This window comes from Lachnoclostridium phytofermentans (assembly GCF_000733755.1).
Classification (GTDB): domain Bacteria; phylum Bacillota; class Clostridia; order Lachnospirales; family Lachnospiraceae; genus Lachnoclostridium; species Lachnoclostridium phytofermentans_A.
The window spans coordinates 305984-320495 of record NZ_JPOF01000002.1 but is presented as its reverse complement, the minus strand read 5'-3'; the positions used below and the strand labels follow the sequence as shown (position 1 = coordinate 320495).

General features: G+C 35.9%; 12 protein-coding genes. All 12 read left to right on the top strand.

The window, feature by feature from the left end:
- Positions 1-130: 130 nt before the first annotated feature.
- The 12 genes from CC92_RS0104010 to CC92_RS0103955 all read left to right on the top strand — a co-directional run bounded on the left by CC92_RS0104010 (position 131) and on the right by CC92_RS0103955 (position 14351).
- A complete protein-coding gene (locus CC92_RS0104010) occupies positions 131-1657 on the top strand; it encodes a DUF1538 domain-containing protein (RefSeq protein ID WP_330372752.1) in 1527 nt (508 codons plus the stop codon).
- Entirely contained in the window at positions 1650-2315 is a 666-nt protein-coding gene (locus CC92_RS0104005; protein ID WP_029504330.1) for a P-II family nitrogen regulator, read from the top strand. The genes CC92_RS0104010 and CC92_RS0104005 overlap by 8 nt, the downstream gene beginning before the upstream one ends.
- Positions 2316-2816: 501 nt before the next feature.
- Positions 2817-3200, top strand: a complete 384-nt coding sequence (locus CC92_RS0104000; protein WP_051650849.1) for a YabP/YqfC family sporulation protein — start codon at positions 2817-2819, stop codon at positions 3198-3200.
- Positions 3201-3228: 28 nt separating this feature from the next.
- Positions 3229-4521 (top strand): sporulation protein YqfD, encoded by a 1293-nt coding sequence (locus CC92_RS0103995; RefSeq protein WP_242841400.1) that lies wholly within the window; start codon positions 3229-3231, stop codon positions 4519-4521.
- Positions 4496-5530 (top strand): PhoH family protein, encoded by a 1035-nt coding sequence (locus tag CC92_RS0103990; protein WP_029504334.1) that lies wholly within the window; start codon positions 4496-4498, stop codon positions 5528-5530. The genes CC92_RS0103995 and CC92_RS0103990 overlap by 26 nt, the downstream gene beginning before the upstream one ends.
- A 27-nt stretch (positions 5531-5557) precedes the next feature.
- Positions 5558-6946, top strand: a complete 1389-nt coding sequence (locus tag CC92_RS0103985; protein ID WP_029504335.1) for an HD domain-containing protein — start codon at positions 5558-5560, stop codon at positions 6944-6946.
- Positions 6947-7043: 97 nt separating this feature from the next.
- The gene (ybeY, locus tag CC92_RS0103980; protein ID WP_029504336.1) at positions 7044-7541 is read left to right on the top strand and encodes an rRNA maturation RNase YbeY; all 498 of its coding nucleotides are present in this window, start codon (positions 7044-7046) and stop codon (positions 7539-7541) included.
- 137 nt (positions 7542-7678) lie between these two features.
- Positions 7679-8815, top strand: coding sequence for a DUF3048 domain-containing protein (locus CC92_RS0103975; RefSeq protein WP_051650850.1), 1137 nt, complete (start codon positions 7679-7681; stop codon positions 8813-8815).
- Between the two features lie 67 nt (positions 8816-8882).
- The gene (locus CC92_RS0103970) at positions 8883-10517 is read left to right on the top strand and encodes a putative polysaccharide biosynthesis protein (protein WP_029504338.1); all 1635 of its coding nucleotides are present in this window, start codon (positions 8883-8885) and stop codon (positions 10515-10517) included.
- 61 nt (positions 10518-10578) lie between these two features.
- Entirely contained in the window at positions 10579-11262 is a 684-nt protein-coding gene (locus CC92_RS21385) for a BofC C-terminal domain-containing protein (protein ID WP_051650851.1), read from the top strand.
- A gap of 76 nt (positions 11263-11338) precedes the next feature.
- Positions 11339-12562, top strand: a complete 1224-nt coding sequence (locus CC92_RS0103960) for an NAD(P)/FAD-dependent oxidoreductase (RefSeq protein WP_029504340.1) — start codon at positions 11339-11341, stop codon at positions 12560-12562.
- Positions 12563-12704: 142 nt separating this feature from the next.
- Positions 12705-14351, top strand: a complete 1647-nt coding sequence (locus CC92_RS0103955) for an NAD(P)/FAD-dependent oxidoreductase (RefSeq protein ID WP_029504341.1) — start codon at positions 12705-12707, stop codon at positions 14349-14351.
- Positions 14352-14512 lie beyond the last annotated feature (161 nt).

Here is a 14512-nt window from a genome sequence, read left to right as displayed (position 1 = left end):
ATTATGATAAAATTAAATTAGAGTTCATATAGTTTATATAAGCATATAGAGACATAAATTGCCTTGCATATGGTGATAATAAGCCCCCTAGCAGTCTTAACTGGATTGTTAGGAGGCTTACCTGTTATTTATGAGCTCAAAATTCATGAAAGGAAGTGAAAGACTATTGAATGCGCTAGTTGAAAAAATGAGGGAGGCATTGTTCTCGGTTCTACCAATTACACTAATTGTATTATTACTCAATTTCACATTGACACCTCTTGAACCAATGGTAATCGGAAGATTTTTGTTAGGAGGGCTGCTTATTATAATAGGATTGGCAGTACTGTTAGTGGGGGTGGATATCGGAATAACACCAATAGGCTCTCTAATGGGACCAACAATCGTAAAAAGTAAGAAGATATGGATAGTAGCAGTAGCTGGTATACTTCTTGGATTTTTTATATCAGTAGCGGAACCGGATCTACATATATTGGCTGGTCAGGTAGAGTTTGTTACTTCAGGTGTTATATCAAAATCGATAATTCTTATCGTTGTGTCCATAGGAATCGCTGTTATGCTTGCCCTCGGGTTGATACGTATTGTATATAACATTCCGTTATATAAGATTTTAATTACAATATATATGGTTATCTTAGGCTTATCATTCTTTACTTCTGCTGAATTCTTGGCAATCTCTTTTGATGCGTCAGGTGCGACTACCGGAGCATTAACAGTTCCTTTTATATTAGCTTTAGCTATTGGTGTTTCTGCTTTAAAGAAAGATAGTAAAGCATCAGAAAAAGATAGTTTCGGCTTGGTAGCAATTGCATCTAGCGGAGCTATATTATCCGTTATGATTATGAGTATTTTATTAAAGACAGATAAAATAACTGCAAGCCTTCCTAGTGAGGAAGTTGTTAATAATAGCTTCCTAGGTCCTTTTCTAGATATCTTTCCAATATTAGCAAAGGAAGTAATGATTGCGCTTCTACCAATTATAATAATATTTATTGTATTTCAATTTATTTCTTTTAAATTACCAAGAAGATCGCTACATAAGATTTTTAAAGGAATCATTTATACCTTTTTAGGGTTAGTTATTTTCTTGGTGGGTGTAAATGCAGGTTTTATGGAAGTCGGTACAGTGATAGGATACAAGCTTGCGTCTTTAGAGAATAAGAGCATTATTGTCATAGTAGGATTTGTTTTAGGTTTAGTCACGATCTTAGCAGAGCCTGCGGTATATGTATTAAATCGTCAGATAGAAACCGTTACGAGTGGTTTCGTTAAAAGAAAGACTGTGTTATTGTTCTTATGTATCGGTGTTGGTGGTGCGGTTGCACTCTCTGTTATTCGAATTTTAACACCAGAAATAAAGTTGTGGCATTATTTGTTGCCAGGATATATAATAGCTTGTGCTATGACATTTTTTACCCCTAAACTATTTGTTGGTATCGCATTTGACTCAGGTGGTGTTGCCTCTGGTCCAATGACAGCAACATTTATCTTGGCCTTTACGCAAGGTGCTGCAGATGCGATTGAACAGGCAGATGTATTAATTGATGGATTCGGAGTTATTGCAATGGTTGCATTAACACCTTTAATTGCATTACAAATCTTGGGTATTTTATATCGGATAAATTCAAAAAAGAAAGGAATTAATGCAGATGGATGATGCAAATTTAAATAGACATTACGAACTCCTTTGTATGATTGTGAATCATGGTCATGCAGGAAAAGTAATGAAAGTTGCAAAGCAACATGGTATCACAGGTTGCACCGTTTTTCTTGGAAATGGAACAATTAAAAACCGTATCTTAGAGTTTTTAGAGATAAATGATATTAGGAAGGAAATCATCCTTACAATTGCTGAAAAATCAGTGATACGAAATGCGGCTGATATTATCAATAAGGAATTTGAGTTTCATAAACCACGTCATGGTATTGCTTTTATTATTGATGTTGCTAATTTTATAGGTGCGAGAGGCTGTATCTACAATAAAGATAGAGAAAGAGTAGGTGTAGAAAAAACAATGTATAATTCTATATTCACAGTGGTTGAAAAAGGCAAAGCAGAAGAAGTGATTGAGGCAGCCCAAAAAGCGGGTTCTAAGGGTGGAACCGTTATCAATGCTAGAGGTTCAGGAGTACATGAGACTCAAAAATTATTCCATATGGATATTGAACCTGAAAAAGAAATTGTACTTATTCTATCAGAAGAAAGTGTAACCGATGCAATTGTGGAATCAATCAGTGAATGCTTAGAGATAGAGAAACCAGGAAATGGTGTATTATTTGTTTTAAATGTAGCGCAAACGTTTGGGTTATATTAAGATAAATGTATTGTTTTCTTTGAAATCTTATGGAGTAGTGATTGAAAAATAGTAAGCTAAATGATATAAAGCAAAGTTGGTCAAGTATATAATTCAGATGATTCTTAATTTAATTTATGTTTTTCAATATGTTATAATCATCAAAACCGTTCCTAGGAGCGGTTTTGATGATTATAACTTCTTTATGTGAATTTTTATATTAAAATCTCCAAATTGAAAGATTAAATTCAAATCTCCAATTCAACTCGCATTATAAGAGCTGATAATATGTCCTCTGTATCTATAATATGGCAATACTGTATCCATGTCGTTGCTCTACCTATCTACTCCTCTAGTTACATCCCGTTATCCATTCTCGAGATACATATCCAATGAACCATCCGACGAGAGCTTAATTTTCTTAAAGAGTACCCAAAATCGTCCCAAACGTAACGAATACTAACAAGCAGCATATTCATATCTTATAGTGAAAGTATGTGTTGATTGTTTGGGAGGTATAGCATGTTTTTTAAAGAAAAACCCGTGAAATCAAATCATGATAAATATAAAGGCAAAGCAAATAAAGAATTCTATGATTTATGCAAACAAAAAGAGAAAGACCGAAAAGCAGAGCGTATTAGCTATCTGGAAATTATATCGCAGAACTTGATGCTACCTCCGGATATCATTGCAGGAGCACCGATTGTAACGATTAATGGAAGAAACTCTATCAGTATAGAAAATCATAAAAAGATTATGGAGTATACAGGAGAGAAGATTAAGATATCTACGAAAATATGCAATCTATGCATTGAGGGAAAAAATCTAAAGATTACATATTATACGAAGGAAGAATTAAAAGTAACTGGCATCATTCATAGCGTATATTACCAACAAGGTGCATAAACTTAAGTAGTACGGTAGGAAAGGTTTGGTGATCTGGTTGCTGAAACGATTGATTTGCTGGATAAGAGGATATTTATATATTATGATGGTGGGGGGATCCCCGGAGCATTTGATAAATCTATGTAGCGGTAAGGGCATTGTTTTATGGGGATTAAGTTACGGGTTAGACAAAAATAAAAAACAATTAGGTGATGAAGATGTCATCTATGGATATATCCTCTTAAAGGACTATCGTCAGTTAAGGCCTTTGGTACGAAAGGCAAAAGCAGTGCCCTACATAAAGGAACGACATGGTTTTCCTTTCTTTTTAAGACATGTTATTCGACGCAAAGTATACTATATCGGTATACTACTTTTTTGCGCTTTGGTATATACCATGTCTCTTTATATTTGGGATATCAGTATTGAAGGAGGCTATAAGCATACAGAAGAACAATTGATGGAGTATTTACAGACTACTGGGGTATATAGTGGTGTTAAGATTAATTCCATCGATTGCCCGAATATAGAAGAGAATATTCGTAGGGATTTTACGGATATTGGTTGGGTGTCAGTAGAGATTAAGGGAACTAGACTGATTGTTCGTATCGTAGAAACAGTGATTCCTAAATTAAACGCAGAAACAAAAAAAACGACGTTACGTACAGCACATTTGGTGGCTACGAAAGATGGAATTGTAAATTATATTATTGTACGAAGTGGGACACCGAAAGTGGAACTTGGTAGTGTTGTAAAGAAAGGTGATGTCCTAATCTCTGGTGTTGTACCAGTGGTTGCAGATGGAGAAACTTTAGTAGAAAATAAAATAGTGTTAGCGGATGGAGATATTAAGCTACGTACCTATTTTGATTATGAAGATTCATTTTCTTTAAAACATAATTATCCGGTGTATACGAGTCGTAAAAAAACAGGTTATTCCTTTTCCTTGTTCGGTAAGAAAATTTTTTCCCATATGCCTAGAAATTCCTATGCTAATTATGATATAATTACGGAAGCTAGTACCTTAAAATTAGTACGAAATTTTTATCTTCCAATTAGTTTTATGAAAACCACTGTTTCTGAGTACAATATAGAAGAAGCAACCTATACGGAAATAGAAGCGACTACATTAGCAAATGAGCGACTGCTTCGTTACTTGGAAAAATTAACAAGTCAAGGAATTACAATCTTAGAACAGAGAGTAGAAGTTAAAGTGGAAAATGGTACATGCAAAAGTGCAGGAAAGATCATTGTTGAAGAGCCTGCATGGGATTATAGCCCAATCAATGACAGCGAGTGGAGGGTGTTAGAAACGGATGAGCATAGTGGAGACAATAATTAATATACCGATGGAGCATACACAGAATATCTTTGGTCAATTCGATGCTTATGCAAAAATTATCGAAAGAACATTAAATGTGACCATAATCACCAGGAATAACGAGCTAAAGGTCATTGGTGATAATGATAGTGTAAATAAAGCAAAAAGTGTATTTCTAAAATTACTGGAACTTTCCAAAAGAGGAAATACAATTACAGAACAAAATGTTAACTATGCACTCTCCTTGGGATTTGAGAATAAAGAAGATGTGCTAGTTGAAATTGATAAAGATTTAATTTGCCATACGATTAATGGAAAACCAATTAAACCTAAAACCTTGGGCCAAAAAGCATACGTAGATCAGATTCGCAAAAAGATGATTGTTTTTGGTATTGGCCCGGCAGGTACAGGTAAGACTTATCTAGCTATGGCAATGGGTATTAATGCATTTAAAAATGATGAGGTTAGTAAGATTATTTTAACTAGACCTGCAATTGAAGCAGGAGAAAAATTAGGATTCTTACCAGGGGATTTACAAAGTAAAGTTGACCCTTATCTTAGACCATTGTATGATGCCTTGTATCAGATTATGGGACCAGAAAGCTATCTAAGAAATACGGAAAAAGGTTTAATTGAAGTAGCTCCATTAGCCTATATGAGAGGACGTACGTTAGATAATGCCTTTATTATCTTAGATGAGGCGCAAAATACGACTCCAGCTCAGATGAAAATGTTCTTAACAAGAATTGGATTTGGATCAAAAGTTATTATAACTGGTGACCTGACACAAAAGGATTTACCATCAGGGCAGGCATCCGGTCTTGACGTAGCTATGAAAGTGCTTGGAAAGATTGATGATATTGGATTTTCTTATTTAACCAGTCAGGATGTTGTACGCCATCCACTAGTACAAAAAATTGTAAAAGCATATGATGAATTTGAGAAAAGAAATGAAAATCGGAGCGTTGTAAAATCAACTGAGGTAGATAAGAAAAAGCGTACAAAGAATGTTGTAATCAGGAAAAAATGATAGGTGTGTACAGAAGGGGAGGATAGCATGGGGACGAAAGAATTAGATACGACAACAGAGAGGGTACCTTCCTTTCGATTGATATTAACAGCATTAACCTTGCTTTTTACCTCCCTAGTGTTAACGATTGGATTTGGAGTTTTATTAAAAATCAATCTAATTCAACTGATGAAGTATGTAATTTACACAATCGTCGCGAACTTTATCATAGGATTCTATCTCTATCAAAATCAAAAGGATGTACTACGAAAAAAATATTCTTGGTGGCTCATTAGCTTTTGTTATTTGATTACAGTAGGAAGCGTTATTTTACTAAAGCTACCTAATTTTTTAGTTTTCAATAATAGAATTGACATTCTAGACTTTCCGGTTTGGCTTTTGGGAATTGCGATACTAGCACTTTTTATTGATACGAATCTTGCTATTTTTTTATCCTTTGGCATGGCTATGTTTACTTATGCTGGAAATACTACATATGAGGTATTACTGATAACTTTGATACTTTCTTTGGTTCTTTGTATCTTAGCAAAATACTTAACAAGGTGGATTTCTTTTCTTTATGCAGTCTTAGTAACGTTGTCATTATATATTACCATGTTAGTAACAAAGAATGATTTTAGCTTGAATGAGTTGTTTACAGAAAAAAACATTGGTTATTATACTTGTGTTTTTGTGATACTTTTGTTAAGCTTTGTATCTGGCAGTATAGTGAATTATATTTCTAATAAAAAGGTAAGAAAAGAGATTCATTTCATTGATAATAATTCAGAGTTTGCTACAAGTTTAGAACAAAGTAATGAGGCTACTACTAGGGAAGTTCACATGGATTTAAGTTCCATAGCATTAGATACTAAAGAATTAGAAGAGGGATTCTTACAGCAGGCAGGATTGCAAGAAGTTAAGAATACTTTTACGATACAAGAAGTTGCAAATTTACGATTCCCTTTAATGAAACGGTTAGAGGAAGAATCTCCAAAATTATATATTCATTCCAAATCAATTGCTTATCTATCACAAAAGGCAGCGGAATGCATAGGAGCAAAAGAAGACGTAGCATTTGTAGGAGGCTTGTATCATGAAATAGGTCGACTCCTTGGAGCAGATTATGTGAAAAATGGGGAAGAGCTTGCAATACAGTATAAATTGCCTAAAGAAGTCAGTGATATGATACGCCAACATAATTTTAAAGTAGAACTGCCAAAGACAAAAGAGGCAGCTATTGTTATGCTATCCGATAATATATTGTCTACCATCTTGTATTTAAAGAACTCAGGTGAGACAAGCATCACAGCAGAAAAAGTAATTGAAAATACTTTCTCCATTCGTTTGAATAAAGGGACTTTGGATGAAAGTGGAATCTCCTTGAAAGAGTTTCATAAATTAAAGGAATTCTATATTATGCAGTACGCAGGATAGAATGTAATGAGAAAAGTTGATGAAATTCAATGGGGTATCGCTACCACTACGATTGAAATAATTTTCATTTTATTTATATATTCACATGGAGGGTAACATGACAATTCACATAGAAAAAGAAACAGAAGTAAAATTTGACTTTGAGGAAGAACTATTAATCAAAGAAGTCATTGAGGCAGCTCTTGATTATGAAGAATGCCCATATGAAACTGAAATCAATGTAATTCTGACCGACAACGAAGAAATAAGAGAGATTAATAAGGAATATCGAGAGATTGACGCTCCAACGGATGTTTTATCTTTTCCTATGGTTGAATTTAAAAGTCCTTCTGATTTTGACCATGTGGAAGGGGAACAGGAAGACTGTTTTCATCCTGATACGGGGGAGTTAATGCTTGGTGATATTATTGTATCAGTGGACAAGGTTCGGAGTCAGGCGAAGGAGTTTGGACACAGCGAAAAGAGAGAATTGGGATTTTTAATTGCTCATAGTATGCTTCATCTATGTGGTTATGATCATATGGAGGAAGAAGAGCGTGAGATAATGGAAGCAAGACAACGAACAATCCTTGATCGTATTAAATTAAGCCGTTAAAATATTAAAATCAAAACTTCGTATACAAAGACGTGTCTTAAATGAGAATAGATTGAAAAGTATTTCAATTCATCAATTGTACTGGCACGCAGACTTCGTTATTAAAAAGGCGCAATATCGCCAGAATTGAGGAAGATATGACGAATCATACTGGTATGAATAAAGGAAGAGAGAAGAAAAGAGTAGGATTTCTACTTATTCTTCTTTTTCTGTGTATTTTGGCAACAGGATGCAAGAAATCAAAAAAGGATAATACGCTAATTGTACTACCATCTGTGACACCGACGGTGACTTTAGAGCCTACAGCGACACCTATCATTACACCAGAGGTTAGTAGAGAAGGTCAAGCCATCAGTAAATTAACAGGGCTCTGGGTGGAAGAAGAAATTGCGAATCAGAGGCCTTATGCAGTAATGCTAAATAATATAAAGGTCGCAAATCCACAGAGCGGGATTGGTGATGCTAGCATCTTGTATGAAGCACTTGTTGAAGGTGGGATTACAAGATTAATGGGAATCTTTGAAGGTATCGATAAGACGACAATGACAGCGGAGCGCATTGGAAGTGTAAGAAGTGCAAGACATTATTATGTCAGCTTTGCAGATGAATATGATGCTATCTTTGTTCACTATGGGCAGACTTCTTATGCGATTAAAAAGATGAAAAAACTTGGAATTGATACCATCAATGGTATGGAGGGAATTGGAGCAAATTCCTTTTACCGTGATAAGAGTATAAAAGCACCTCATAATGCATTTTTATCCTTAGAAGGGATTCAAAAGGCTGTTGAGAAAGGTAAACTTCGTACAACTTATGAAGAGGGGTATCAAGGACATTTTCAGTTTTATGAAACAGATACGGATTTAGTAGGCGGAAGCCCTTCTATTAAAGTGACTCTTCCATTCTCTTCCGTAGCTAAGCCATATTTTACGTATGATGAAAGCTCCAAAGAATATTTAAGATTTCAATATGATGAAAAACATATTGATGCCAATACAAACGTGCAACTTTCTTACAAAAACTTGATTGTACAATTTGTAAAAGAGTGGAATATTGATAAAAATGGATATCAAACGATGGATATTGAAGATGCAAGTGGTGAAGGATATTATTTCACCAATGGAAGCTATGTACCAATCCAATGGAAAAAGAACGAAAGCACTCGTTTTATGAGATATTATACTCAAAGTGGAGAAGAATTAACGATAAATCCTGGTACCACGTATATCGCTGTATTTCCAGATAATCGAATCTCAAATGTAGTAATAGAATAGGACTATTGTTTCTATAGCCTTATCAATTCACGAATAAATTTAGAGAAAATCATGGGAGGATAGTTTCATGAGTAATAAACAAAATAAATATTTAGTACAAGGCTCCATTTTGGCGGTATCCTCCATATTAGCCAGACTGATTGGTATGTTGTATCGGATACCCCTAAACCGTATCGTTGGTGATACCGGAATGGGATACTATTCGATGTCCTTTGAGTTATATAATTTAGCTCTCTTACTTTCTTCTTACAGTATTCCATTAGCGGTATCAAAGCTGGTATCTGTCAGAGACCAGAAGAAAGAATACAAGAATTCTTATCGTATCTTCTTATCTGCAATGGCATTATCTGCTTCGGTTGGTTTATTTGCGAGTGCGGTATTGTTTTTTGGAGCAACATTTTGGGCTGGTTTAATTGGAGGAGAGAATGCAGCGGATATTGCAATTCCACTTCGTGTCCTTGCACCAACAATTTTTGTATTCTCTATCATGGGTGTACTTCGTGGTTTGTATCAGGGAAAACGTACCATGGTACCTACTGCAATTTCTCAGTTATTAGAGCAGATTGTCAATGCAATTGTAAGTATTGTTGCAGCTTATTATTTAATGAGGGAGCACAATGCTTCTGTTCAAATTGATGCCTATGGTGCTGCTGGCGGAACGGCAGGAACATTAGCGGGAGCGGTATTTGGATTACTATTTTTATTATTCATCTTTCAGGTATATCATCCAGTTTTAAAGAAAAAATGTAGGAAAGATAAAGCGGAGCATCAAGAGAGCTATAAGGAAGCGATTACTGCGATTGTTTATACCGCATTACCTGTTATTATTAGTCAAACAGTGTTTAATTTAAGTGGTATTATTGATGCAAAATTGTGGACTTGGTTAGCAGGAGAACGTGGAATCTTAAAAGAACAAAGCGCAGCAATATTCGGTATCTATTCTACGAAATACAAATTACTTACTACGGTGCCAATCGCAATTTCAACTGCTCTTGGTACTGCAATTGTTCCGACCCTTGCGATGGCACATCAAAAAGGAGAACAGAAGGAATTGCATAAAAAGATAGCGATGTCTGTGAAATTTAATATGCTCATTGCTTTCCCTTCTGCGATTGGGCTAACTGTGCTAGCAAAACCAATTGTATTGTTATTGTTTGGAGATAATGGCAATGTTGAGTTAAGTGCTGAGTTAATACGTTTAGGATCGATAGCAGTTGTATTTTTTGCTTTATCGACAATCACCAATGGTGTACTTCAAGGGATTGACCGTATGATGGTACCGGTGAAGCACGCTGCAATTTCATTGGTTATTCATATTCCAATTGTTTATTTATTAATCATGGTAGGGAAGTTAGATGCCTACGGGCTTGTCATTGGTAATATATCGTTTGCTTTCGTCGTGTGTATCTTAAACTGGATTTCAGTTGCGAAAGCATTGCATTATAAACAAGAAGTTATGAAGACATTCGGTTTACCGTTTGCAGCTTCCGTTACCATGGGATTTGTTGCTTACTTCTCCTATGAATTTTTCCATCGTATCTTGCATTCCAATGCAATTAGTGTAGTACTTTCCATTGTGATTGCGGTGATCGTTTATGGTATTAGTATTATTTTACTTCGAACCATGGATGAAGAGGAATTATTGGAGATGCCAGCGGGAAGAAGTATTCTAAAATTATGTAAAAAACTGCATATGATGTAAAAACCAGTATATTTGAAGAAAATCAGTCAATACTTCATAGACAAAGGAGTGTGAAAAGTCTATGAAGCGTGTGGTTGGATATTTTTTATGTTTTGTAGGATTATGTGCGGTTTTTACAGCGTGTTATTATATTAGTTTCAGGCGAGCATTAAATCATTATAACGATAAGGCAGTGGAGCGGGATCATCAGATACTGAAATCACTAGAAGAATATAAGAAACAAGAAATATTATTATACTCAAATCAACAACAGATACAGGTGACACCGGAACCAGAAACGTCGACAACGAGTAAAGATCAAGATATTATTTTACCAAATACGAAGTATATATTAGAAACTTATCAGCTAAAAGATAATTCTCTTGTGAGAGAAGAACTTGCACCTACTGCTGATTTGATCGGATTAACACGAAATGAGATCATCTTAAAATTAAGTGAGTATATGAAGGAAATACCGATATCCGAAGAAATGGATGGTTTATACGGATACGAGCTTCTTTCCTTCTCACCAAAAGAAATTGTAATACGGAAAAGTTATAATGCAGATATGCATAAATTCCAATATTATGTTGCGGTAAGAGACGGTAAAGTTATCGTATATTACAGTGATCGAAAGACGGTTTATGACCAAACGGAAATAGATGCAATAAATCTACCGGAGAAGGACCGCAATGATTTAATGAAAGGGATTGAAGTTAGAACAAGAGATGAATTATACTCTCTCTTAGAAAGTTACTCAAGTTAAAGTACTAAAGTTCTTGTTTCTGAAATTTAATGAAGAACTTTTCATAGCACATAAGTGCAAAGATATGGAGGTATAGATGAGATACGATTGTATAGTAATCGGTGGAGGGGCCTCTGGAATGGTAGCTGCAATCTTTGCAGCGAGAAGGGGCCAACGTATCGCAATAATAGAACATCGAGAGCGACTAGGCAAGAAGATTCTTGCCACAGGAAATGGAAAATGTAATTATACAAATCAGGTACAAACACCAGATTGTTACCGTGGAACTCATCCTGAATTTGCAATGGCAGTACTACGTCAGTTTGACGTGGAGCAAACCATTGCTTTTTTTCAGTCTTTGGGTATTTATCCAAAGGTTAGAAATGGATATGTTTATCCTAATTCTGAGCAAGCAGTGGCAGTAGCCGATGTATTAGCAATGGAGCTTAATAATCTGAAGGTGGAAGTATTTTTAAAAGAACATATTCTAAATATAGAAAAAGAGGAACAGGGGTTTTTACTTAAGACAGAAGAGAAGAAGGAATATCGCTGTAATAAGGTAATTGTTGCGACTGGCGGTTTAGCTGCACCAAAGCAAGGGTCGGATGGAAGTGGTCTTAAAATAATGAGAAGACTTGGACATACGATCGTCGAGCCATTCCCAGCCTTGGTTCAGTTAAAAGCAGAGGGCAAATTCTTTAAGCAAGTCTCTGGTGTTAGAATAGAAGCAAAGGGAGAGCTATTCTCCAATCAAAAAAAGGTAACGCAAGAATTTGGAGAATATTTATTTACAGACTATGGAATCTCTGGAATCCCAGTGTTTCAAATGAGTCGATATGCGGTGTCCTCTGTGTTGCAAGGGAAAAAAACACAATTACTGCTTGACTTTTTTCCTCATATGACTGAAAATGAATTTCAAATATTATGGAATGATAGAATGAAGTCTGGAGGATATAAAACCATTGGGGAATTATTCACTGGACTTTTGAATAATAAATTAAGCAACGTATTATTGGCAGAAGCTAAAATCAATCCAGAAAACATTGCAAATAGACTTTCAAATCAAGAATATACAAAACTGCTAAAACTTTTGAAAAGCTTTCCTATTACGATTACAGGAAGCAACGGTTTTGAGAATGCACAAGTGAGTGCAGGTGGAATAAGCACCTTGGAAGTGAATCCAGAAACAATGGAGTCAAAGATCATAAAAGGACTTTATTTAACAGGTGAAATTCTTGACATTGATGGTACCTGTGGTGGTTACAATTTGCAGTGGGCATGGACGACAGGTGCAGTTGCGGGACAGAATATTGGAAAATGAGAGCTAGAATAATTTAGGCTAAAGTAGGCAGATCTAAGATAGTATTTAAGAATAAAAGATGTAAAATAACAATAATTGGCAAAAAAAACGGCAATAGCTGAAAAATATTCTAGTTGGAAAGAAAGCTACATGGAGGAAGCATATGATACGAATTAACCAATTAAAACTCTCCATACATCATACAGAGCAGGAGCTTAAGGATGCAGTGTATAAAAAGCTTCGGGTTTCACCCGAGGTAGTTTACTCCATCTCTATCAGAAAACAATCGATTGACGCAAGAAAGAAAACGGAAATCAAATACATATATGCGATTGACGTTTTGGCAAAAGATGAAAACAAAATAGTAAAACGTGTAAAGGATGCGAATGTAGCTTTGGTTACAGATACTGAGTATACGTTTACTATCCAGGGAAACGATGTTCTAAAAGAGCGACCGATTGTTGTCGGAAGTGGACCCGCAGGTCTTTTCTGTGCTTATTATCTTGCAAAGAATGGATATCAACCGATTCTTATAGAACGTGGAGAGGCAGTAGAAGAGAGAATCAAAACAGTAGATCAGTTCTGGCTTACGGATTGTTTAGACACGGAATCGAATGTTCAATTTGGTGAGGGTGGAGCAGGTACATTTTCAGATGGCAAGTTAAATACGATGGTGAAGGATACGACAGGACGAATCAGAGAAGTTTTAAAAGTATTCGTGGAGCATGGTGCGCCAGAAGAGATTTTGTATAAGAATAAACCTCATATCGGTACGGATGTATTAAGTACTGTGGTAAGAAATATTCGTGAAGATATCAAAGCTTGTGGTGGAAGTATTTACTTTGATACGAAGCTTACGGATATAGAGATAGACAATAGAGTTATCACCGGAATTGAAATAACAAAACGTAACCGCAGGAAGCTAACGGATGGTGTGATAAGTTCAGAAGGTTCTATAGAAAAAATTCCATGCTCTGCTTTAATCCTTGCACTTGGACACAGTGCGAGGGATACGTTTGAGATGCTATATCGTCGTGGACTTACGATGGAGAAGAAAGCATTTGCTGTGGGTGTCAGAATGGAGCATAAGCAAGAGTTGATTAGTAAAAATCAATATGGTGCTGAGTATGTTCATCTTTCTGCAGCAGACTACAAGGTAACACATCAGTGTAAGAATGGAAGAGGGGTATATTCCTTTTGTATGTGCCCTGGTGGCTATGTCGTGAATGCTTCTTCGGAAGAAGGAAGATTGGTAGTCAATGGGATGAGTTATCATGACAGGGCAGGAGAGAATGCAAACTCTGCAATTATCGTAACGGTTGGACCAGAAGATTTCAAAAAGATCCCAGGAGCTGTGGATACACCGCTTGCTGGAATGGAGTTTCAGCGGTATTATGAAGAGTTAGCATATCAGACCGGACGGGGGAAAGTTCCGGTGCAACGGTTTGGTGACTTGTTAAGAAACCAAGAGAGTGATAAAATAGGTCATATTAAGCCAAATATTCGTGGAAATTATAGTTTGGCTAATCTAAGAGAGTGCTTACCAGATTACATGATAGAATCAATTCTTGAAGGTGTACAGGCATTTGATAAGAGTATTCCTGGCTTTGCTGACGAAGATGCAATAATGTCCGGAGTGGAGATGAGAACCTCTTCCCCACTACGAATTATGAGAGATGAGACTTTAGAAAGTAATAGAAAAGGAATCTATCCGTGTGGAGAAGGTGCTGGATATGCAGGTGGAATTGTCTCAGCCGCAGTAGATGGAATAAAAGTATACGAAGCTTTGGCGGCAAAGTATCGTCCATAGGTAGTTAGGAAAAAGTATGAGTTATTAATTCTCTCTGAGGATTAAATACATCGATAAAGGTGCAAAAATTGTGCACAGTTTAAAGGAAAGTGTGGAAAAAAGGGTATTCACACTTATATAGGAAGCTAAGTTACGGCTCCCTGTCAGAAAGGGGATTAGTT